This window comes from Nocardia sp. CNS-044 (genome assembly GCF_059570515.1).
The window spans coordinates 482816-503912 of sequence record NZ_JCANSX010000009.1 but is presented as its reverse complement, the minus strand read 5'-3'; the positions used below and the strand labels follow the sequence as shown (position 1 = coordinate 503912).

Genomic DNA, 21097 nt, shown 5'->3' with positions numbered 1-21097 from the left:
GGCCGACCTCGGCTGAAGTCGCGTGGCCGTACCCGGCGGCGGATGAGAGGTCGGGCGTACCGCGCCCGATCGCCGCCCACCGCCGGTCGGCTCCGGTGCCGGGCAATGACACCTGCCGCGGGCCGACACCGTGGAGATCCTCGGGCTGAGCCGGATTCGTCCGGCGCTGCGCATCGTGGCATGTCGACACCGGCATGGCCGGAGCCCAAGCGCGGTCGATTGCGCTGCCGGGCCTGGCGACTCGCCCACCCAGGTCGAACTCCCTTGGTTCTGCCGCGCCGGACGGGGCTCGCCCGGTCGATGCCGGGCTCGCGTCGGTCTCGTTGCCGGACAATGTCGCTACCCGACCCGAGTCGACTCCGGCGGACCCGTCCCACGATCGCACGCCGAACCGGCGCAGCAGCCGGTTCATCGGATCTCCTCCAGAAAGGAGATCCCGCTGCTTGCGTTGGGCCCGTAGCGTTCCCACTCTTCGCGCAGCCGCAGCGGTCCGCCGTCGGAGGGCTCCGGTTCCGAACGGGTGAAGCCCGAGACGATGTCGCCGCCGTGCAGCACCATGGTGTAGGCCAGGTGCAGCACCCCGTCGGCGTCGCACAGACCATTGAGCGCTCCGCGGCGCACCTTGCCGCCCGCGAAGGACGCCCACACCAGATCGCCGCGCTGGAAGTAGCGCGCGACGACCCCGTCGTCGCTGTCCGGGTTGCGGAACCGGCGGCCGTCGTAGTTGATCATTTGTCGGCGTCCAGGAGTCCGGCGGGCAGGGTGAACGCGGCGCCGGGCGCGAGCGGCTCCAGCGGATCGCCGACCAGCTCTACCGAAGCACTTGCCGCCTTGAGCAATTCGGCGCAGCGCGGCGCGTCGGCGGCTTCGCACACGACGAACGAGTGGCGGGCGATGTAGCCGCCGGGCGGCAGCCGCAGCTCCGCGCCGGGCTCCACCATCGCGGCGGCGGTGACCAGACCGGGGGCGTGCTCGGGCACCGTCACCGAGCGCACGAGCGTGTCGTGTTCGGGGTAGCCGAAGCGGATGCCCGCAGCGGCCTTGCGGGTGGGACTGGTCGAGGGGCGGTGCCCGGTGGCGACGTCGACGAGCACCTCGCCGGGGTCGATACCGGTGGCGATCTTGCCCAGGAACGGGATCAGATCGCCACCGAGGCGGCCGTTGACCTCGATGATCAGCGGCCCACGCGCGGTCAGCCGCACCTCTGTGTGCGTGATGCCGTTCTCCACCCCGAGTTCGCGGTGCGCGGCGGCGAGCGTGCCGATCAGTGCCTCGTCGTCCAGCAGCGGGTCGGCCGCGTCGACCAGATGACCCAGCTCCTCGAAGTAGGGCTCCAACCCGGTTCGCTTGCGCGCCAGAAACATCGGCAAGTACTCGCCCTTGTAGACCGCGGCGTCGACGCTGATCTCCGGGCCGACCGCGAACTCCTCGACGATGGCGGTGCCGCGGAACGGTTCGTCGCCGATGGCGCTCGCGCCGGTGGCGGTGGCGAAGGCGGCGTCGAGTTCGGTGCGGTCGGCGGCCAGCACCACGCCCATGCTCGCGCCGAGCGCCTGCGGCTTCACCACCACCGGGTAGCCGATGCGGTCGGCTGCCGCCCGCGCCTGCTCGAGCGTGCCGGTGAGCTCGAAACGAGGTTGCACCAGCCCGGCGTTGGTGAGCACCGCGCGGGTCCGGTTCTTGTCGCGGCAGCCGCGCACGCCGGTGGCGGTCAGGCCGGGCACGCCGAACTCGTCGGCCAGGTCGGCGGCGGGCTGGACCAGCGGCTCGTCCCAGCACAGCACGCCGACCACCCGCCTGCGGGCGGCCACCGCGCGCGCCTCGGCGGCCAGCAGGGCGTGGTCGAAGACGTTGGCGACCACGATCTCGTCGAAATAGGCGTGCTGCCATGTGGGTTCGATGTTGTTGAGCAGCACCAGATCCAGGCCGCGGGAGCGCGCCCGCGCCGCGACCGAGCGCACCAGGTATTCCCGGTACAGGCGCAGTCCACTGCCGATCACCAGCAGCACGTCGTTGGTGGGGGTCATGATGGTTCCTTCCGCATCAGGCGGCCGGTCGGGCGGCCGCGAGTTCGACGAGGTGGTCGGCGACCAGCGGTGCGGTGCGGAACCCGTCGCCGCCGGTGGCGGCGCGGGCCAAGACCGCGGGTCCCGGCCGGGCGAGTGTGGCGCCGCCGGTCGCGGCGTCGACGGTGTAGTGGCACTGTTTGACCGCGGCGATGCGGTACCGGTGCGCGTCGGGGAGCACGTGCTCCACGTAGTCGCTTGCCGCATACAGACTTTCGGCGTCCGTGCCGACGTCGTCCACGGTGCGGCAGAGCCGGGTGGAGCTGAGCTTGAGCAGGGTGCCCGCCCCCGGCGGCATGAGCCAGCCGGTGCCGTCCGCGCCGATTCGCCCGGCGCTGGGCGCCTGCTCCCACCACGCGGCCAGATCGGCGGGCGGGCGCAGGTAGACGGTGGTCTGCCGGTGCAGCACGGTCGGCACGTCGACGAGTTCGCCCGTCCACGCCCCGGTCGCCAGCAGTACAAGATCACCGCTGAGTCGCGCGCCGTCGCGCAACCGGAGCCTGGCGGCGTCGGTGTCCACCTCGACCACCTGCCGCCAGGGCAGCAGCGTGACCGCGGGCTGCGCGCGCAACCAGCGCGCGGCGGCGTGCAGCACCCGTTCGGCGAGCAGCACGCCAGCGTCGGCCTCCAGTAGTCCGTAGTGACCCGAAGGAAACACGATGTGGGGCAACGACTTCGGCTCGACGACGCGCACCGGCAACCCGCTGCGGCGAGCCTCTGCCACGGCGAAGTCGATCGACGCGGCGGACCAGCCGGTGACCACTCCGATACGCCGGTAGAAGGGGCCACCGAGCAGTGCTTGCAGCCGCAGCCAGCGCCGGTGCAGTTCCGCGGCGGCCGCGGTCGCGCCCGGGTCGCCAGGGCTCAGCGCCCGCACCGCACGGTGATGATCGAACGAGCTCGACGCCGGGTTCGGGATCGGGCCCCGATCCACCACCGTGACCCGGTGCCCGGCCCGCGCGCAGCGCACGGCCGCGATCAGGCCGGTGACACCGGCGCCCGCGATGACGACGTCGGTCATGTCAGCCCCGCACCGGGTGCAGTCGGGGTAGCCGGACTGGTTCGATCACGGTGCGCCGCGCCACTTCTCGCAAACCGGTTCCCGGCAGCATGTCCGAACCCGCCAGCGCCGCCTCGGCCAGATCGAGGAGCAACGGCGCGGCACAGCGCACCAGCACGTCCACTTGATGGCAGAAGTCCCCGCCGTCGGCGACCGGCACGCGGTCCAGCCGGGCCAGCTGCTGGGTCAGCGTCTCGGCGATCCGGTGCAGGCTGAAGCCGGGCAGCTCGTAGGCGATCTCGAACCGCTCGACCATGCGCAGCGCATCGGACCTGCCCCGATCCGAGATCGGCAGCGCACCGCGCCACACCCAGTCGTCGGCTTTGGCGGCCACCCGATTCCACGGCTCCACCAGCCGGGTCTTGCTCAGCGCGACCAGTTCGTCGTGGCTGAAGCTGGTGCGCTGGAATTCCGGGCTGTTGCAGGCGAGGTGGAAGCGGATCAGGTCGCGCGGCGCCCGCGCCGCCAGGTCGCGGCCCCACACCAGGTGTCCGCGGCTGGTGGAGAACTTCTCGTGGCGCAGCTCGTAGAACTCGTTGGTGAGGAACAGTTTCGGCAGCGCGTAGTCGCCGAGGGCGAGCAGCATCGCCAGCCCCGAGATCCCGAACGGATGGATGTTGTCGATGCCGAGGAAGTACACGACCTGCGCCGCGGCCTCGGGACGCCACAGCGCGTCCTCCGAGTTCGGCTCCATGCCGCGGTTCTCGGCCGCGAGCATCGAGCAGTACATCGTCCAGGCGACCGGCTCGGCGTTCGGATTGACCACCTGCCCGGGCAGCTCCGGCGCCGGGATGCCCCAGGAGATCGGGTAGGTCACCGGGAAGTCCGGCAGCGGACGGTCCAGCAGCTCGGCGACCACCTGCGCCGCGTGCGGGCGCAGCAGCCCCGCGCACTCGGCGAAGTGGGCGCGCAGCCGCTCGCGGTAGTCCTCCAAGGGGAGGACGAGCACCTCGACCTCGCGGATCTCCAACCGCTCCTGTGGGTTTCGCGTCGAGCGCGGATCCAGCAGTTCGCCCGCGGTCACCGCGTGCCCGCAGTTCTCGCACAATCCGGCGCAGCTGTCGGCGAGGCAGACCGGGCAGCCGCCCGCGACGTGCCCATCCACGAGGTATTCGCCGGTGCTCGGCGCGTACGGGAACGGCATCGGCCGCAGCCGCAGCGCGCCTTTGGCACGCAGCTCGGTGACGACCCTGGCGACATAGGAGGTGAAGCGCCGCTCCCATCCGGTGAAGGCGTCGACGGCGATGCCGAGCGCCGCCAGCGTCGCCTCGACCTCCTTGGCCGAGCGCTCGACCAGCGCCTGCGGCTCGAGGCCGAGGCGGTGCGCGGTGGTGGTGACATAGGTGGAGGTGTCCTGCACGCCGGTGCCGAACAGCACCTGCCCGCCCGTCGCTCGGGCGTAGCGGGTGTAGACGTCGGCGGCGAGGAAGGGACCCGCGATATGGCCGAGGTGCAGGTCGCCGTTGGCGGTCGGCGCCGGGGAGATGACGACGGTGGGGCCGTTCACGATGTCACCGGATCTTCTTGCGGCACGAGGTTGCTCGACTCGCGTGATGGCTCCGTCGTATGCCTGCGCACGAATTCGGCCGACATGTCGGTGTCCCACCAGATCGCGTACCACTCGAAATCGGCGTCGCCGACGTTGCGCACGTGATGGGTGGTGCCGGGAATCAGGTGGGCGAGGTCGCCCGCCACGAATTCGCGCCGCTCGCCGTCCACTTCGAGGACGGCGCGACCGGTCATCGCGATGAACAGTTCGTACTCGTGGTGGGCGTGCGCGGTGGAGACATCGCCGGGACGCAGCACGCACCACGCGCCCTCGAAGGGCGCGTTGAGCGCGGGCCAGGGCAGCAGCCGCTCGGAGGCGACGCCGTAGGCCTCGGTCAGGCCGTCCCGGTTCAGGCTGCGGATCTCGATCATGCCGTGCGGCTTTCCGGGAAGGCGCCCGCGGTGACGTGGCGGCGGTCGAGGATGTCGTCGACGATGTCCTGCGAGCGGTGCGCGAGCACGCTGATCAGGGTGTCGGAGATGCCGTGCGTCTGTTCGTTGACGCCCTGCAGATACACCGCGCCCCAAGCTGATTCGCCGAGGTCGAGGCGGTAGCGGCGGCTCACCGAGACCTCGGCCAGCCCGAGTTCGTCCGCGAGACCACGAACCAGCGTGGGCATCGTCTGCTCGTACCCGGTGCCGAGCAGCACCACGTCGCAGCGCAGCGGCTCGACCTTGCCGTTCTTGCGGTCGCGCAGCTCGAGCACGACGTCGTCGCCGTCCATCCTGGCGCCGGCCACCTCGGTCATCGAGCGGACCGTCGAGCGCTCCTGGCCGAGCATGCGCTGCTGGTAGAGCATGGCGTAGAGCTCGTCGAGGAAGGGCGGGGCCAGGCCCGCGTAGTTGGTCAGGTGCACCTCGTCGAGGATGCGGCCGCGCACGTCGGCCTCGGAGTGGTAGAACTCGTCGACGAAGGACGGGAAGAACAGCTCGTTGACGAACTTGCTCGTCTGGTAGTTCTGCAGGCCGATGGACCGCATGACGATGGTCGGCGCGCTCTGCGGCAGATCGGTGTGCAGCGCCATGAACATCTCCGCGGCGCTCTGGGCGCCGCCGATCACGACCGGGCGGATCGGCCGGTCGGTCGGCAGCTGCGCGACCCGGGTGCAGTACTGGGTGCTGTGAATCACCCGGTCCCCGGGCAGGTTTCGGAAGACCTCGGGGATGTGCGCGTCGCGGCCGGTGCCGATGACCAGGTCCCGGCAGTCGACGGTGTGGCCGTCGGCGAGGGTGACGGTCCAGCCGACGAGCCTGCCGTCGCTGGTGCGCCGCGGCGCGATCGCGGTGACGCGGGCGTCGTAGCGCACTGCGACATGCTCCAGCGAATGCGCGACCCACTGCTGGTATTCCGACAGCTCCCAGCGGTAGGGGTTGAACGTGGACAGGTTGACGAACTCGTCCAGGCGCCTGCGCTCGTACAGGAAGTTCAAGAAGGAGAACCGGCTGCGCGGATTGCGCAGGGTCACCAGGTCTTTGAGGAACGACACCTGGCTGCGCGCCCACGGGAGCAACAGGTTGCGCTGCCATTTCACGTCGGGGTGCTGTTCGAGCAGCATGGTCCGCTGGGCCAGCCGCGGCGCGTCGGATTCCTCGAGCGCGACAGCCAGCGCGAGGTTGGCGGGTCCGGCGCCGATGGCCAGGACGTCGACTTCGTGATCGCTCACATTTCCACCTGAGTCTCGATGGGTATCAGTTGCTCCGATCCAGTGAATGCGCTGCGTGAGTTGACCGAAACCCGCGCGCCGATCCGCACGACAACCTGTCGACAGCGGGGCCGTTCGGCCGGTCTGTCGCGCCTGACAGTCGATTGAAGGTTTCTGCGGCACAGCACTGCCGATCAATTTCGCGCTCTGCTGAGCTGGCCAGATGAGCACCTCGACCAGATCACTAGCGCTGCGCGTCGCCGCGGGGATCACCGCCGTCGCGTCCGCCGCGTTGCTCACCGTCGCCTGCGGCGGCGATCCCACCGCGAACTCTTCGGATCGAGACATTCTGAGCTACAACGGGACCGAGCCGGAGAACCCGCTGATCCCGGGCGACGCCACCGAACGCGACAGCGTCAAGATCGTGAACGCGCTGTTCACCGGGCTCGTCGAATACGACACCGCCACCGCCGAGCCCCGCAACGCGGTGGCCGAATCCATCGTCACCGCCGATTCGCGCGTCTACACCGTCACCCTCGCCCCGGGCTGGACCTTCCACGACGGAACACCGGTCACCGCACAGAGTTTCGTGGACGCCTGGAACTACACCGCCTTCGGTCCGAACGAACTACAGGGCGCCACGTACCTGTCGCACATCCAGGGTTACGAGGCGCTGCGAGATGGTTCGGCGACCCGGCTCTCGGGTCTGCGGATCCTCTACGATCGCCGGTTCGAGGTCACCCTCTCCGCCCCGTTCTCGGCGTTCCCGACCCAGCTCGGCTACGCGGCGTTCTTCCCGCTGCCGAGCAGCTTCTTCGCCGACCGAGCCGGGTTCGAGGCCGAACCGGTCGGCAACGGCCCCTTCCGTTTCGTCTCGCACACCCCGGGCGAGAACATCGTCGTGCACCGGTACGAGGCCTACGGCGGCACGCGCAAGCCGCACATCGAGGGCGTGGAGTTCCGGTTCTACAAGGCGCTCGAGGACGCTTACGCCGACGTCTTGGCGAACGAGCTGGACTATCTCGACTTCGTCCCCGCCGACGCGCTGGCGGGCGGCCGGTACAAGTCCGAGTTGTCCGGGCGGAACCTGTCGCACAGCTACCTCGGCGTGCAGTCCGTGTCCTTCCCGCTCTACGATCCCAGGTACGCGGACCCGCGCTTGCGGCAGGCCATTTCGATGGCGATCGACCGGAAATTCGTGGTGGACACCGTTTTCGACGGCGACAAGCTCCTGGCCGACGGACTGGTGCCGTCCACGGTGCCGGGGTACGTAGCCGGACAGTGCGGGGAACTGTGCGAGTACCGCCCCGAACGGGCGCGCGAGTTGTTCGAATCGACCGGCTTTCAAGGGCCGATCGAACTGACCTCCAACGACGACTCGGCCAACCAGGTGTGGATGGACGCGGCCTGCACGACGATCAGCAGGGCACTCGGTCGCGAATGCCGGTACGCGCCCGTGCCGACATTCGGCGAATTCCGGACGCTGATCAACGACCGTCGCATGTCGACGATCTTCCGCTCCGGCTGGGTCGCCGACTACCCGTCCATCGAGAACTTTCTCAACCCCATCTTCCGCACCGGCGCCGCGGTGAACGGCACCGGCTACTCCAGCCCGGCGGTCGACGCCCTGCTCGCCGGCGCGGACGCCGCACCCGCCGAACGCGAGGGCTGGGTGCTGTACCAGCGGGCCGAGCGGCAGATCCTCCAGGACATGCCCGCGATCCCACTGTGGTTCCAGAAGGTTCAGTCCGGCTGGTCGAACCGGACCAGGGACGTCGCCGTCTCGCAGCTGCTGCAACTGGATCTGTTCGCGGTGCGGGTGGACTGAGCGGAAACGACGAAGGCGGTGGCGTTTCGAACGCCACCGCCTTTTCGTTTGTGCCGGAGGGTGGCTAGTCCAGCGCTGTCACCGACCCGCTGCTGTGCAGGCGGGTCGGCGTGATGACCATGGCCGCGGAGAACATCGTGGCGAACTCCGCCGGTGTGCCGAACATCGCGCCGATGCGTTCGGCGTACTTCGCCGCGTATCGCGGCTCCCGGTCCGCGGGCGGCTGGTCGGGGGCGAGTTCGGCGGTGCCTTCCAGGCGGACGATGTCGCGGCCGATGTCGGTGACGTCGAGGCCGAGGCTCACGTGCGGGTTGGCCGCCACATTGCGCAACTTCTGCTTGCCGGGTTGGCTGTAGACGAGGACCGTTTCGTCCTCGCGCAGCAGGAACCACACCGGCACGCTGTCCGGCCTGCCGTCCGGGCGGACCGTGGTCAGCCACGCGATGAGATTGCTGCGCAGCCTGTCTTCGACGTACGCGGCGCGGCCGGCGGGAAGATGGGATGTCAGGTTCATGGGTGCCTTCATCTCGTACGAAAGTGCCTGTTCGGCAGGGGATGTCGTGCGATCTGCGGGTAAGAGGCCAATCGAGCGACGGCGCGTCGGCGCGGTGACGCGAGAACCGTGCGGTCGCGGGGAACTCGCGGTGAACGCGAAACATCCGCCGATCGTGTACTCGATCGGCGGATGCCTCCGCGAAACGCGCCTCGTGGCGCCGGTGTGCGGCGTTCACGCTCCGGTGCCGGATTTGACGGTGGACACCGCGGTGCCCGTCGCCGCGTCGGTGTCGGCTTCGTCGGATACCTCCATGTCCGTTGGCACGTCGGGCTTTTCGCTCACCTCGGACTCGCTCGTATCCGCCTTGTCCTCCCGCATCCCGGCGTAGGCGCACCAGGCCGCGACGAGCCCCAGCACGCCGCACAGCGGCCAGATCCCGGAACCCAGGCCATCCCAGGCCAGCACGCCCAGCGTGGGGCCCAGCGCCATGCCGAGGCCGAAGGTGGCCTGGTGGGTGCCGATGTAGCGCGCCTTCACCGCCGAAGGGAAGGTCGACGGGTAGGCGAACATGGTGGGGCCGTTGATCATCACGCCCAAAACGAACACCACGGTGGCCAGCAGGATCGGCGCGGCGCCGTGCTCGGCGAAGGAGTATCCGGCGACGCCGAGCCCCATGATCGCGGTGCCCACCGCGCCGACCAGCGGCGCCCGCAGATGCTCGACGTAGGAGGTGATCTTCAGCTCGCACAGGATCAGCACCACCGACGCCGTGACGAGCACCGCGCTGTACAGGCCCGTGGAATGACCGTCGGCGGTGATGTTCAGCGGCAGCGCGACGGTGTACTGCACGTAGATGATCGAGCCGATCAGCACCGAAGCCAGGAACAGCTGGTAGCGCCGGTCGCGCAGGATCACGCCGTAGCCCGTGCGCCGCTCGGCCGCCGGTTCCGGCGCGTCCTGCACCGCCGTCACCTTGGGCAGGAGCAGCAGCGCCAGCACCGCGTAGGTGAAGGCGGACGCGGCGTCCAGCCACAGCAGCAGGTTCCAGTCGATCAGGATCACCGCCGCGGCGATCAGCGGCGCCAGCGCCGCGCCCGCGTTCAGGGCGATGCGCATCATCGAAAAACCCATCACCCGATGCTCTTCCGGCATCAAGTCGCCGAGCATCAGCGCTGCGGCGGGCCGGTAGGACTGGGTGACCAGGCCCGCCGCGCCCACCGCCGCGAGCAACACCGCGAACATGCCCGGCGTCGCCAGCAGCGGGATGAACGCGAGCAGGACCGAAGATCCGGTCATCGCGGCGATGATGGTCGAGCGCGGGCCGAGCCGGTGGGTCAGCTCGCCGCCGAGCATGGTCCCGAACACCGCGCCCGCGCTGTAGGCGGTGAGCGCGAGACCGGCCTGGCCGATGCTGAAGTCGCGATGTGTCAGGTAGAGCACCAGGAAGGTCTGCACGAAGGCGCCGAGCTGGTTCACCAGCACGCCGACGAGCAGGTAGACGACCGGGCGCGGGGTCTGGCGCAGCGCGGCGAAAACGCCGGTGCGAGAATCGGTTCTGATTGCGTTCATGGTGAGTCCTTGATCGCCGGGATCGGGATGTGGTCGGCGTTCGGGAGGCTTGGCGCGGCAGCGCTGGGATGTCTCGGCGTGGCTACGCTTCGACGTCCCGGACGGCGCTTCGACAGTTCAGCGCAGCAGCGCTTCGACCGCGCCGAAGTCCAGCGCGTCCGCGAGTTCGGAGCAGGTGCCGGTGTCGAGGAGTTCGCGGGCGGCGGCAGCGGCCCGTGCGTAGGCGGCTTGGGCCAGCGCCGGTCCGAGGCTGATTCGGCGCACGCCCGCGGCGGCCAGTTCCGGCACGCTCGGCGCGCCCGGCCCGGTCATCACGTTCAGCGGAATCGGCGACTTGCCCGCCAGATCGGTGAGCGTCGCCAGGTCGAGCAGGCCGGGGACGAAGAGGCTGTCCGCGCCCGCCTCGGCGTAGTCCACCGCCCTGGCCAGCACCTCGTCGAAGCGTTCCTCGGGCGCGCCGATTCCGAACAGGTAGACGTCGGTGCGCGCGTTGATCACCAGTTCGGGCAGGCCCGCCTCGGTGGCCGCCGCGCGTGCGGCGCGCAACCGGTCGCCCTGCGCCGCGCGGTCGAACAGCGGCCCGCCCGGCGCGGTGGAGTCCTCCACGTTGACGCCGACCGCGCCGACGCCGACGACGGCGGTGACGGTGGCCGCGACGTCCGCCGGCGCGGGACCGTAACCGCCCTCCACGTCGGCGGTGACCGGCACGTCGACGGCCGCGACGATCCGCGCTACCTGGGCGACGGCCTCCTCGCGCGTCATCCGCTGACCGTCGGTACGGCCGAGCGCCCAGGCCACGGCCGCGCTGGTGGTGGCGATCACCTGGGCGCCTGCCTGCGCGATCACCGCGGCGCTGATCGGGTCCCATGCGTTGGGCAGCACGAATGTGCCCTCCGCGTGCAGGTTTCGAAACGCGTTGGCCCGGCTCTCCTGGATCTCGTCCGCCACGTCGGCTCCTCCTGAGTCGTTGTCCTGATCTGGTCGAACTCGACGAACCTAACCCCGGAACCGGCCGTATCGGCGCTGTCGGGGACCACCGCGGACAATCGAACGTCAAAGCCGGACAACATGTTCGGCTCAGCGCCCGAAACCGCTGTCGAAACCGATGGCCGCGCGTAGTGGGTCGGTGTCCAGGTCGTCGGCGCCGCGGCGCAGCGCGAACCGGTCCGCCTCCTGTGCGACGACCTGTCCGATCAACGGCGACATCACATAGCGCTCGGGCTCCGAGACCCGGTGCAGCAGACCGCCGTCGATGAGACTGTCCATCGCGTACTCGGCCGATTCGATCGAGATGTGCAGGGTGCGCGCCAGCGTCGCGGGCGTCACCTCGTCGGCCCCGCCCGCCAGCATGTGCAGCACGTGCTTGGCCAACGGCGGACGCGACAGGTAGGCGGGCAGCACCGCGTCGGCCAGGCTCACATCGCCGATCCGCAGCCAGTTCGACACGTTCACCCCCTCGGCGAGGCGCGCGGCGATCTCCGACAGGCGCCGCCCCGGCTGCGCGGCGATCTTGCGACCCGCGATGGTGAGGGCCAGGGGCAGGTGTCCGCAGAACTGAGCGATGCTGCTCGCCGCGGCCGGTTCGGCCCCGACTCGGTCGCCGCCGATGAGCAGCCGCAGCAGGTCGACCGCCTCGGCGCGGGGGAGCGGGCCGAGGGTGACGCGGCGCACCCCGTCCAGGCCGAGCAGCCGCGAGCGGCTGGTCACCACGATCTGGCTGTTGAGCGAGCGCGCCAGCAGCGGGCGCACCTGCGGTTCGTCGCGGACATTGTCGAGCAGCACGATGACTCGGCGCTCGGCGAGCATCGAGCGGTAGAGCCCGATCCGGTGCATGTCGTCGGCGGGTACCTGATCGGGCGGTACGCCCAGCGCGCGCAGGAAACCGGCCATCACTTCCAGCGGCGCGCCGTCGTCGCCGCGGATGGCGGCCATGTCGGCGAACAGCTGCCCGTCGGGGAACTGTTCGGCGAGCCGGTGCGCGAACCGCAGCGCGAACGCGGTCTTGCCGACGCCGACCGGGCCGCGCACCACCACCGGGACCCGCGAGTCGGCGATGCCCGCCGTCGCCGCGCGCGTGCCGTCGAATTCGGCGACCCGGCCGACGAAATCGTCCGGTCCGATGGGCAGCTGGACCGGGCGCGGCGGTCCCGCGTCGGCCGTCTCGTCCACCACGATCGGCAGCGGCTCGGTGGGCGCGCCGTCTCCGCGCGCCTCGCGCCAGCGGCGCTCCCACTCCCCGGGGTCGCCGCCGCAGGCGCGGACGAAAGCCAGCGCCACCGGCAGCGTCGGCAGCCGGTGGCCGCCCGCGGCGTCCGACAGGACGGAAGGGGAGTAGAGGGCTACGCTGGCCAGCTGCCGGTAGGACGGATTGCCCGCCGTGGCCCGCAACTTGCGCAGATCGCCCGCGAACGCGGCAATCGGGCCCGACCGGATATCGATCGGCTTCTCTCGTCTCCCCATCGGTGCTCCACTCCCTGAAATGCGTTGCGGCACACTTGCCCTGCGCCGCAGCCTGGCAGCCGACGACCCTGTCGGCTCCCCCCATGACGCGCACCGCCTAGCGAGCACCGGCCTCGGCGGCTTGCCCCTGATTCAGACCGCACTTCCGGGGAGCTCCGCACCGCGCGTCCGGCGAGTCCGAATTTCCCGTTCCGCGATCGTCCATCCGGAGGGTGAACGGCCAGCGTCGCTATGGCATGCAATAGGCGACGTGCCGCCTAAGCCTGAATCGCGGTGCGTGCCTTGGGTATTAACAACCGGATGGGCGTCCGTTCGGCCAGCTCCCTTGACCGATCGAGTTTTAGTCAATTACACTAAAACTACGGACACGAGAGGAGCGGCGACATGGGATACGGACACTGGGACGACACCGCTTACCGGGCGGCCAAGACCTACCGCGCCAGCCGGGGGATCGACGACTTCGGCTACACCGCCGAGATGCGGTCGCAGCCGTACGCGAGCTGGCGGGCGCATCCGTCTCTCGACCCGCTCGGGGTCGACGCGCGCGAATGCCGGGACTCCGCCGAACACGGGAACTCGCTGCCGATCGCGGTGTTGTTCGACGTGACCGGTTCGATGGGGCAGGTGCCGATCATCATGCAGGACAAACTCGGCAAGCTGCACGGACTGCTCCAGCGCAAGAAGTACGCCGACGATCCGCAGATTTTGTTCGGCGCGGTCGGCGACGCCGACACCGACCGGGCGCCGCTGCAGATCGGTCAGTTCGAATCCGACAACCGGATGGACGAGCAGCTGCGCAACATCCTGCTCGAGGGTGGCGGTGGCGGGCAGAAGTCCGAAAGCTACGAGCTGGCGGCCTATTTCATGGCCACCCACGTCGTCACCGACGCGTGGGAGAAGCGGCGCAAGCGCGGGTACTTGTTCCTCATCGGCGACGAGCTGAACAAGCCGAGGCTGGCCTCGCGGCACATCCGGGCCGTGATCGGTGATCACGTGCGCAGCGATATCGCGGTCGACTCGATCTACCGCGAGCTGGCCGAGAAGTGGCACGTGCACTACATCCTGCCGAATCAGTCCAGCTACTACGACGACCCCGAGATCGCGGAGCACTGGCGCGGGCTGCTCGGCCAGAACTTCCTGAAGCTCGACGATCCGGCCGCGGTGTGCGAACTCATCGCGCTCACCATCGGGCTGGCGGAGGGACGGGTCGATGTCGACACGGGTCTGGCGGATCTGCGCGACGTCGGGTCGGCGGCGGAGGTGGATTCGGTCGGCAAGGCGCTCGGTGCACAGCCGCGTCCGGCCATGCGGGCGCTACCCGGCGGGTCGCGCTGAGCGGGCGGCGCCGCACCGTCGCGGGGTCGGTGCGGCGCGCTTGCGTTCGTGAAAGGGAAAGCGGGACAGCATGATCGGATCGCATCTGATCGTCGTAGACCTCGGCTTCGGTGACGCGGGGAAGGGGGCGACGGTGGACTGGCTGTGCTCGCAGGAGGCGGGCCTGGACGTGTCCGCCGTCGTGCGCTTCAACGGCGGCGCGCAGGCCGCGCACAATGTGATCGCCGATGGGCGGCACCACACGTTCGCGCAGTTCGGGTCCGGCACCTTCTCCGGCGTGCCGACCCTGCTCTCCGAACACATGCTCGTCGAACCGATCGCGCTGGCGGGGGAGGCGCGGCGGCTGGAGGCGCTGGGCGTCCGGGATCCGTTGGCGCTGTTGCGCATCGACGGGCGCGCGCTCCTGACCACGCCGATCCACATCGCCGCCAACCGTGCGCGCGAGGACGCCCGCGGCGCGGCGCGGCACGGGTCCTGCGGCCGGGGAGTCGGTGAAACCGCCTGGTACGCACTCGAACACGACGCGCCGACGGTCGCCGACTGCCGGAACCCCGCGGTATTGCGCGGCAAACTGCGCGCGTTGGCCGCGCACTACAGTCCGTTGATCGCGGGAAGCGCGCACCGCTACGAGCCGATCGACGACCTCGTTGACATGTACCGAGAATTCGCGGCCACGGTGCGGATTGTGGACGGGCGGTACCTGGCGGGCGTGGCCCGGCGCGGCCGCCTCGTCTTCGAGGGTGCGCAGGGTGTGCTGCTCGACGAGTGGCGCGGACTGCACCCGCACACCACCTGGTCCACGGTCGAGCCGCGCAACGCGCGTGCCATGCTCGCGGCCATCGGCCATTCGGGGTGTACGGTCGGCGTCACGCGCACCTACCAGACCAGGCACGGCGCGGGCCCCCTGCCGACGGAGGACCCGCGGCTCGCGATTCCCGAGCCGCACAACGGATTCGGCGAGTACCAGGGCGCGTTCCGGCTCGGTCATGTCGACGCGGTGCTGCTGCGCTACGCCGTCGCGGCGTGCGGCGGCGTCGACGGGCTCGTGGTCAACCACCTGGACGCCGTGGAAACCCGCTGGGCCGCAACGGGTTACCGAACCGGCGCGGGAACCGTGCTGGAGCTGCCGCTCGGTCCGTGGCGCGACCTCGAACACCAGCGGCGGCTCACCGAGCTGCTCGCCACCGCCGAGCCGATACTCACCGAGCTGCCCGAGGATCGGCTGTCCTGGTTCGAGCGGACGCTCGGCGCGCCAGTCGTGCTGAGCGCGGACGGTCCGACCCGGGCCGACCGCACCGGGTGGCGGACGGAGGTTGCCGCCTGAACGGCGCGGCCGGGCCGGGCGCGCGCGGGGCGGCCGGAGGAGGGCAGGATGGTTCGGCGTGGAGCAATCCGTTGTGTCGGTCGACGTGGTGACGCTCCGGTTCTGGCCCGAGGACGCCGGGGTCACGATCGGAATCGCGCCGCGCGGCCACGAACCGTTCACCGGCGAACTCGCGCTGCCCGGCGTGCTGCTCGGCCGCGGTGAGCGCCTCGTCGCGGCCGCGCGCCGCGCGGTGCACACCAAACTCGGCGTCCCCGAGGCCGCGATCGGCGCGGTCGGCCAGCTCGTCACCTTCGACGAACCGCACCGCGATCCGCGCGGCCCGACCCTGTCCATCGCCATGTGGGCGGTGGTCGCCCCGCACCAAGGCCCGGCCCAGTGGGTCTCCTTCGACGCGACGCCGACCCTGGCGTTCGACCACAACCGCATCGTCGAGGACTCCCGCGCCGTGCTGGCCCGGCTGCTCTGGAAAGACACCGTGTTCACCCGCGCGATCCTCGGCGCCGAATTCCCCGCCACCAGAGCCGTCGAACTCAGCACCTCGCTGCTCGGCTTGCGCCCCGACCCGGCCAACCTCAACCGCACCCTGGCCGCCCTCCCCGGCCTCGAACGCACCACCGAACGCCGCCGCACCAAACCCACCGGTCGCCCCGCCGCCGTCTGGGCCTTCACCTCGGACGAACCCGCCACGGCCGAATAACCTTGCGCCCCACAGGGTTGTCTGCCGTACGGTAGCGAGGTGGGGACTCCGTGCGGCATCTGCGCGCGAAACACCGGGGCGAAGGGCCGCTGGTCGGGCCGGTCCTCTTCGCCGACGAGTTGGTCGTGGTCACCCACCGACCGCTGAGCAAGGGCCGCTTGCCCGGTTACCTGTTCGTGGAGACTCGACACCACACCGCGGGCGTCGCCGACCTGAGCGACGACGAGAGCAGGGCCGTCGGCTGGGCGGTGGCCCGCGCCGCGCGGGCGCTGCGTCGCGAGCTGGCGCCGGAGCACGTCTTCTCCGCGATCACCGGCCGTACCTGGGCGCATTTCCACCAGCACGTCTTCGCCAGACCGACAGGGACGCCGGACGAGATTCCCTGGTTCGGCGTGGACGAGTGGGCGGGCGCCCCGATCCTGGACGATGCCGGTCTCGATCAACTCTGCCTACGACTTTCGGCGCACTTCGAGGCTGCCTGAGCAACAGCCCGGAGGGATCCAGCGGCGGGGCCGTGAGCACGGCGACGCCGAACAGGCGGATCGCGGCGCCGGCGTAGTCCCAGCGGCCGGGAGCGAGCGATCAGCGTGGTCGGGACCCGACGGTCGTGTGGCGTTCGGCCGGAGTTCAGGGAGGCGACCGGCACCGAGTCGGTCGATGAAAGCTCGATGAACAGACCCGGGAAGGGCTGGTGGGAGCAGGGCTCGGGCCGTCATCGTCACGGTATGCGAAGACGGTCGCTGTTGCGGGCCACGGCCGTCATGGCGGCCGCCCTGGTCCCTGGCGCGGTCATCGCCACCGCCGCCCCCGGTCGCACCAGAGTTCTCGTCATCGGACTCGACGGCGCGATGTACGCCAAGATCCGCGAGGCCCGCGCGCCGAACCTGCTGGGGCTGGTCGCCGCTGGCACCCTCTCCCAAATCTCGCTCGTGCCGCACATCAGCCTGTCCGGCCCGTCCTGGGCGACCGCCCTCACCGGCGTATGGGACCGCAAACACGGCGTCACCCACAACGACTTCGACGCCGTCCCCTTCGCCCGGTACCCGACGGTGTTCACCCTGCTGGAGCGCGCGGGACGCCGCACGGCCGCCGTCGCGACGTGGTCGAAGATCGCGACCATCGCGGGCAGCGGAGCGCCGCACGCGAGCCGGATCCACGTCACCGCGCCGGTGCCGGACGACCCGGACGAGGCGAAGACCGACGCCGCCACCGCCGACGCGGCGATAGCCGCGCTCACCGGCGACGCCCCCGACTTCCTTTTCGTCCACCTCGACCAGGTCGACTTCGCCGGTCACCGGCACGGCGCGGCGTCCAAGGCCTACCTGGACGCGACCACCCGGGTGGACCGCGAGGTCGGTCGGATCGTCGCGGCCGTGGACGCGCGCCACGACGAGCGCTGGACCGTGCTGGTCACCACCGACCACGGCCACCTCCCGAGGGGCGGCCACGGCGGACAGACGCGCGACGAGACCGCCACCTTCGTCATCGCACGCGGACCCGGCTTCGCCCCCGGCGTGACCGACGCGCACTACGCCCTCGTCGACATCACCCCCACCGCCCTCGATCTGCTCGATGTCCCCGTCCCGCGCGGCCTGGACGGCGGTTCCATGCTCGCCCGTCCCGCCGACGCCCGCGAGTGGGTGCGGTCCGCTTCGCGCCCCGGTGAGGGCGGTCCGCTTCGCGCCCCGGTGAAGGGTGCGGTTCGCTTCGCGCCCCGGTGAAGAGGGCGGTCCGCTTCGCGCCCCGGTGAGGGGTGCGGTCCGCTTCGCGTCCCGATAATTGGGCGGTTCGCTTCGCGCCCCGGGTGAAGGGTGCGGTCCGCTTCGCGCCCCGGTGAGGGGTGCGGTCCGTTCCGCGTCCCGATAATTGGGCGGTTCGCTTCGCGCCCCGGGTGAAGGGTGCGGTCCGCTTCGCGCCCCGGGTGAAGGGGGCGGTTCGCTTCGTGCCTCGGTGGGGGGTGCGGTCCGCTTCGCGCTCGGTGGGGGCGGTCCGCTTCGCGCCCCCGATGATTGGGGCGGTCCAGCTTCGCGCTGGTGGGTGCGGTCCGCTTCGCGCCCCGAAGATTGGGGCCGGTCCGCTCCGCGCCCGCGTGACGGTGGCAAATCCGTTCTGCCTCGGAGGATTTCGGTTCGGACGAATCCTCCGCCGGGCTCCCGGCATCGCCTCGAGAAGTCCGGTCGGGGGGCCGGAAACCGGACAGGCTTCCGTCCCGGCAGCTGCGGATCCGACGGTGGGCCTGGCCGGGGACTAAAGTTGTGGTCTGGGCGGTTGCAGCGGTCGGATAGGGTGGTCCGACCGCGGCGTGGAGAGGTGGTGGCATGACTCAGCATCTGGGCGAGGCGAATGTCGAGCAATCGGCGGCATCTGCCCCGCAGTCGAACGGTGCGGCGGCCGCCTCCGCGCCTCCGCAGCCCGCCCGGCCGACGCCCAACGATGTGCCCCAGCGGCAGCCCGATCGGGCCCAGCGACCGTCCGGAACGACGCAGCGTCCGGCCGAACCGCCCCAGCGCCAGCCGAGCGCGGCCGCCGTCCCCACCTCCGCCTCACGGCGAGTGCGTGCGCGGCTGGCCCGCCGGATGACCGGCCAGCGCGGTATCGCCGCCGTCAAGCCGGTGCTCGAGCCGCTCGCCACGGTGCACCGCGAGCTGTACCCGAAGGCGAACCTGACTCTGTTGCAGCGGGCCTTCGACGTCGCCGACGAACGCCACGCGCACCAGTTCCGCAAGTCGGGCGATCCGTACATCACCCACCCGCTCGCCGTCGCCAACATCCTCGCCGAGCTCGGCATGGACACCACCACGCTGGTCGCGGCCCTGCTGCACGACACCGTGGAGGACACCGGCTACTCGCTCGAGCAGCTGACCGCCGACTTCGGCGCCGAGGTCGCGCACCTGGTGGACGGCGTCACCAAACTGGACAAGGTCAATCTCGGCGCGGCCGCCGAGGCCGAGACGATCCGCAAGATGATCATCGCCATGGCGCGTGACCCGCGCGTGCTGGTGATCAAGGTGGCCGACCGCCTGCACAACATGCGCACCATGCGCTTCCTGCCGCCGGAGAAGCAGGCGAAGAAGGCCAAGGAGACGCTCGAGGTCATCGCGCCGCTGGCCCACCGCCTCGGCATGGCGACCGTGAAGTGGGAGCTGGAGGACCTCGCGTTCGCGATCCTGCACCCCAAGAAGTACGACGAGATCGTGCGCCTCGTCGCCGACCGCGCGCCCTCGCGCGACACCTACCTGGCGAAGGTGCGCGCGGAGATCGTCAACACGCTGGCCGCCTCGCGCATCAACGCGATCGTCGAGGGCAGGCCCAAGCACTACTGGTCGATCTACCAGAAGATGATCGTCAAGGGTAAGGACTTCGACGACATCCACGACCTGGTCGGCATCCGCATCCTGTGCGACGAGGTCCGCGACTGCTACGCCGCGGTCGGCGTGGTGCACTCGCTGTGGCAGCCGATGGCGGGCCGGTTCAAGGACTACATCGCCCAGCCGCGCTACGGCGTCTACCAGTCGCTGCACACCACCGTGGTCGGCCCGGACGGCAAGCCGCTGGAGGTGCAGATCCGCACCCAGGACATGCACCGCACAGCGGAATTCGGCATCGCCGCGCACTGGCGCTACAAGGAGACCCGAGGCAAGCACTCCGGTGACGCCGCCGAAGTCGACGACATGGCCTGGATGCGCCAGCTGCTCGACTGGCAGCGCGAGGCCGCCGACCCGGCGGAGTTCCTGGAGTCGCTGCGCTTCGACCTGAAGTCGCCCGAGATCTTCGTGTTCACCCCGAAGGGCGACGTGATCACGTTGCCGCAGAAGTCGACTCCGGTCGACTTCGCCTACGCGGTGCACACCGAAGTCGGCCACCGCTGCATCGGCGCGCGCGTCAACGGACGTCTCGTCGCGCTGGAACGTCAGCTCGAAAACGGCGAAGTGGTCGAGGTTTTCACCTCCAAGGCGCAGAACGCCGGACCCAGCAGGGACTGGCAGAACTTCGTGGTCTCGCCGCGCGCCAAGGCCAAGATCCGGCAGTGGTTCGCCAAGGAACGCCGCGAGGAGGCGCTGGAGAGCGGCAAGGAGCAGATCTCCAAGGAGGTCCGCCGCGTCGGACTGCCGCTGCAGCGGCTGATGAGCGTCGACGCGATGACCGCGGTCGCGCACGAGTTGCACTACACCGACATCTCCACCCTCTACACCGCGGTCGGCGAGCACCAGGTCTCCGCGCACCACGTGGTGCAGCGGCTCATGGCCCAGCTCGGCGGCATCGGCGACGTGGAGAACGAGCTCGCCGAGCGCTCGACGCCGTCCACCACGCCGAGCCGTCAACGCGTCACCGGCGACGCGGGCGTGCTGATCCCCGGCGCGCCGGGCACCGTGGCCAAGCTGGCCAAGTGCTGCACCCCGGTGCCGGGCGACGAGATCATGGGCTTCGTGACCCGCGGCGGCGCGGTGAGCGTGCACCGGACCGACTGCACCAACGCCGGTTCGCTGCGCGAGCAGGCCGAGCGGATCATCGACGTCGAGTGGGCGCCCTCGCCCTCGTCGGTCTTCCTGGTGGCCATCCAGATCGAGGCGCTGGACCGCACCCGGCTGCTGTCGGACGTCACCAAAGTGCTCGCCGACGAGAAGGTCAACATCCTGTCCGCCTCGGTGGCCACACACGGCGACCGGGTGGCGATCAGCAAGTTCACCTTCGAGATGGGCGATCCGAAGCACTTGGGCCACTTGCTGAACGTGGTGCGCAACGTGGAGGGCGTCTACGACGTCTACCGCGTGACCTCGGCCGCCTGAGCCAACGCCCATTCGCCGACCGCGACGATTCCGCGCGCGTCAGGGTCGCCAGGCCGCCACATGCTCGTCGCCGGGCCGCGCGGCCATCCCGTGGGCGCCTCAGGGGCGTGAGGCCGCCACATGCTCGTCGCCGGGCCGCGCGGTCCCGTGGGCGCCTCAGGGGCGTGAGGGGCGTGAGGACGCCGCATCCTCGTCGCTGGACCGCGCGGCGATCCCGTGGGGTGCGTCAGGGTGCGACGCCGCTACGTCCCCGTCACCGGACCGCGCGGCGATCCCGCGTG

General features: G+C 70.5%; 17 protein-coding genes. 7 read left to right on the top strand and 10 right to left on the bottom strand.

What is annotated here, in order from left to right:
• Positions 1-408 precede the first annotated feature (408 nt).
• The 6 genes from T333_RS25090 to T333_RS25065 are packed head-to-tail and all read right to left on the bottom strand — an operon-like array spanning position 409 to position 6338.
• Positions 409-732: an avidin-fold protein gene (locus tag T333_RS25090; RefSeq protein ID WP_354999669.1), complete on the bottom strand. Its 324-nt coding sequence runs from the start codon at positions 730-732 to the stop codon at positions 409-411.
• The gene (locus tag T333_RS25085) at positions 729-2027 is read right to left on the bottom strand and encodes an ATP-grasp domain-containing protein (protein WP_354999670.1); all 1299 of its coding nucleotides are present in this window, start codon (positions 2025-2027) and stop codon (positions 729-731) included. Before T333_RS25085 ends, T333_RS25090 begins: the two co-directional genes overlap by 4 nt.
• 16 nt (positions 2028-2043) lie before the next feature.
• Positions 2044-3087: an NAD(P)/FAD-dependent oxidoreductase gene (locus T333_RS25080; protein ID WP_496426030.1), complete on the bottom strand. Its 1044-nt coding sequence runs from the start codon at positions 3085-3087 to the stop codon at positions 2044-2046.
• A 1-nt stretch (position 3088) separates the two neighbouring features.
• The gene (locus tag T333_RS25075) at positions 3089-4633 is read right to left on the bottom strand and encodes a class I tRNA ligase family protein (RefSeq protein ID WP_496426029.1); all 1545 of its coding nucleotides are present in this window, start codon (positions 4631-4633) and stop codon (positions 3089-3091) included.
• On the bottom strand, positions 4630-5046 hold the full coding sequence (locus T333_RS25070; RefSeq protein ID WP_496426028.1) for a cupin domain-containing protein: 417 nt from the start codon (positions 5044-5046) through the stop codon (positions 4630-4632). The genes T333_RS25075 and T333_RS25070 overlap by 4 nt, the downstream gene beginning before the upstream one ends.
• A complete protein-coding gene (locus T333_RS25065) occupies positions 5043-6338 on the bottom strand; it encodes a lysine N(6)-hydroxylase/L-ornithine N(5)-oxygenase family protein (protein WP_496426027.1) in 1296 nt (431 codons plus the stop codon). Before T333_RS25065 ends, T333_RS25070 begins: the two co-directional genes overlap by 4 nt.
• A 202-nt stretch (positions 6339-6540) precedes the next feature.
• Here T333_RS25065 and T333_RS25060 point away from each other — a divergent pair, with 202 nt between their 5' ends.
• Complete coding sequence (locus tag T333_RS25060) at positions 6541-8145, top strand: peptide ABC transporter substrate-binding protein (protein ID WP_496426026.1); 1605 nt, start codon at positions 6541-6543, stop codon at positions 8143-8145.
• A 64-nt stretch (positions 8146-8209) separates the two neighbouring features.
• Here the strand turns inward: T333_RS25060 and T333_RS25055 are convergent, their stop codons facing one another.
• The 4 genes from T333_RS25055 to T333_RS25040 all read right to left on the bottom strand — a co-directional run bounded on the left by T333_RS25055 (position 8210) and on the right by T333_RS25040 (position 12670).
• Positions 8210-8659, bottom strand: coding sequence for a TIGR03667 family PPOX class F420-dependent oxidoreductase (locus T333_RS25055; RefSeq protein WP_496426025.1), 450 nt, complete (start codon positions 8657-8659; stop codon positions 8210-8212).
• A 213-nt stretch (positions 8660-8872) separates the two neighbouring features.
• Complete coding sequence (locus T333_RS25050) at positions 8873-10210, bottom strand: MFS transporter (RefSeq protein ID WP_496426024.1); 1338 nt, start codon at positions 10208-10210, stop codon at positions 8873-8875.
• Positions 10211-10327: 117 nt separating this feature from the next.
• On the bottom strand, positions 10328-11158 hold the full coding sequence (locus T333_RS25045; protein WP_496426023.1) for an isocitrate lyase/PEP mutase family protein: 831 nt from the start codon (positions 11156-11158) through the stop codon (positions 10328-10330).
• A gap of 129 nt (positions 11159-11287) precedes the next feature.
• Positions 11288-12670, bottom strand: coding sequence for a hypothetical protein (locus T333_RS25040; protein WP_496426022.1), 1383 nt, complete (start codon positions 12668-12670; stop codon positions 11288-11290).
• Positions 12671-13054: 384 nt separating this feature from the next.
• Between T333_RS25040 and T333_RS25035 the strand changes: the two genes are divergently transcribed.
• The 6 genes from T333_RS25035 (at position 13055) to T333_RS25010 (ending at position 20816) form a co-directional block, all read left to right on the top strand.
• Positions 13055-14005, top strand: a complete 951-nt coding sequence (locus T333_RS25035; RefSeq protein ID WP_357248070.1) for a hypothetical protein — start codon at positions 13055-13057, stop codon at positions 14003-14005.
• Between the two features lie 70 nt (positions 14006-14075).
• Entirely contained in the window at positions 14076-15329 is a 1254-nt protein-coding gene (locus tag T333_RS25030; protein WP_496426021.1) for an adenylosuccinate synthetase, read from the top strand.
• Positions 15330-15387: 58 nt separating this feature from the next.
• Positions 15388-16029, top strand: coding sequence for an NUDIX hydrolase (locus T333_RS25025; RefSeq protein ID WP_496426020.1), 642 nt, complete (start codon positions 15388-15390; stop codon positions 16027-16029).
• A 50-nt stretch (positions 16030-16079) separates the two neighbouring features.
• Positions 16080-16511, top strand: a complete 432-nt coding sequence (locus T333_RS25020) for a hypothetical protein (protein ID WP_496426019.1) — start codon at positions 16080-16082, stop codon at positions 16509-16511.
• Positions 16512-16754: 243 nt separating this feature from the next.
• Positions 16755-17750, top strand: coding sequence for an alkaline phosphatase family protein (locus T333_RS25015; protein ID WP_496426018.1), 996 nt, complete (start codon positions 16755-16757; stop codon positions 17748-17750).
• A gap of 597 nt (positions 17751-18347) precedes the next feature.
• Complete coding sequence (locus T333_RS25010; RefSeq protein ID WP_354999686.1) at positions 18348-20816, top strand: RelA/SpoT family protein; 2469 nt, start codon at positions 18348-18350, stop codon at positions 20814-20816.
• The last annotated feature ends 281 nt before the right edge of the window (positions 20817-21097 follow it).